Annotated in this window: 2 protein-coding genes; both read left to right on the plus strand. The window is 64.6% G+C overall.

Annotated features, from left to right (window positions below; all coding sequences use genetic code 11):
- Window positions 1-1,338: IS21 family transposase (istA, locus tag ACP5E6_RS18830; protein ID WP_427956981.1), on the plus strand; the 1,338-nt coding region annotated here is incomplete at its 5' end.
- Window positions 1,339-1,370: 32 nt separating this feature from the next.
- The coding region (locus ACP5E6_RS18835) for an ATP-binding protein (protein WP_427956984.1) at window positions 1,371-1,936 on the plus strand (566 nt) is incomplete at its 3' end.

Consider the following 1,936-nt stretch of genomic DNA (forward strand, 5'->3'; position numbering starts at 1 on the left):
TTTCCGCCGATACCGGACGTGCCGCATGACCAACGCCCGGTGCCGGATTGGTCGGTCGTTCATCGTGATCTGCGCCGGCCGAACATGACGCTTGCACTGGTGTGGGAGGAATATCGTGCGACCTCGGTGAACGGGTTCGGGTACTCGTGGTTCTGTGATCTCTACAGGGACTGGGCGGGTCGGCTGAAGCCGACGCTGCGCCAGGTCCACACGGCCGGAGAACGGCTATTCGTCGACTTCGCCGGTCAGACGATGGAAGTCATCGATGGGGCGAGCGGAGAAGTGACCCGGGCCGAGATCTTCGTTGCGGTCCTCGGTGCGTCGAGCTTCATCTATGCGGAGGCGACCTCGAGCCAGGGGCTGGCGGACTGGATCGGCGCGCATGTGAACGCGTTGGCTGCGCTGGGCGGGGTTCCGCGGCAGATCGTCAGCGATAACCTTAAATCCGGGGTCACCAAGGCTTGTTTCTACGAGCCGGTGGTGAACCGCACCTACGCCGACATGGCAGCGCATTACGGCACCGCGATCATTCCCGCGCGCCCCTACAAGCCGCGCGACAAGGCCAAGGTCGAAGTGGGTGTCCAGGTGGTTCAGCGCTGGATTTTGGCCCGGCTACGCAATCGGCGGTTTTTCTCGCTGGCCGAACTGAACCAGTCAATCCGTGAACTGACCGCGCAGTTGAACGTTCGGCCGATGCGGGGATGGGGCACAACCCGGCGGGCTCTGTTTGACCAGATCGACCGCCCGGCGCTCCAACCGTTACCGGCGACGCCCTACGAATATGCCGATTGGAAGCGATGCAGAGTGAACCTCGACTATCACATCGAGGCCGACAAGCATTTCTATTCCGTGCCGTATCGTCTGCTGCGCCAGGAGGTCGAGGCGCGGATCACCGCCAGGACGGTGGAAGTGTTCCATCGCGGCAAACTGGTCGCCACACATCAACGCAGCAACCGCCCGCATCGGCCGACCACGCTGGCCGAACACATGCCGAGTTCGCATCGCCGCTACCGCGATTGGACCCATGAGCGCATCCAGCGCGAAGCCGCGGCGATCGGCGATGACACCGCTGCCCTGGTCGCGCTGATCCTGCGCTCGCGCCCGCACCCCGAACAAGGCTTCCGCTCGTGCATCGGTATTCTTCGGCTTGCCAAGCAATACGATGCCGAACGCCTCGATGCCGCCTGCGCGCGGGCGCTGGGCCTCGGCACGCGCTCCTACAGCTCGGTGGCGGCAATTCTGAAGAATGCTCGGGGAAGGAAGGTCGCGAGCCCGTCTCAACCCGAACAACCCAGCCTGTTCCACGAGAATATCCGTGGCCCCGGCTATTATCATTGATCCGGCTCTTATCATTGAAAGGAACCAACACGATGCTGATCCATCCCATGGTGGAACGCCTGCGCGGCCTCGGTTTGGCTGCGATGGCCGATGCCTTCACCGAGATGCAGCACCAGTCCGCGGCCGACGACCTGCCACGCGAGGACTGGCTCGGCCTGATGATCGACCGCGAGGTCACCGCGCGCGACAATGCCCGCACCTCCCGTCGGCTGCGCCTGGCCAAGCTGCGGCAGGCGGCGGTGGTCGAGGATGTCGACCTGCGCACACCGCGTGGCCTCGACCGCGGCCTGTTCCAGTCGCTGACCACCTGTCGGTGGATCCGCGAGGGCCAGCACGTGCTGATCAGCGGTCCGACCGGTGTGGGCAAATCATGGATCGCTTGCGCTCTGGGCAACAAGGCATGCCGTGAGGGCGTCTCCGTCCTGTACCGGCGCGCCCCGCGCCTGTTTGCCGATATCGCCACGGCACGTGGCGAAGGCAGGCTCGCGAGGCTGATGACCACCCTCGAACGCACCCGACTGCTGATCATCGATGATTGGGGTCCCGAGCCCCTGACCGCCGAACAGCGCCGCGACCTGCTCGAGATCGTCGATGATCG

Source organism: Acidiphilium sp. (assembly GCF_049977125.1).
Lineage (GTDB): Bacteria > Pseudomonadota > Alphaproteobacteria > Acetobacterales > Acetobacteraceae > Acidiphilium.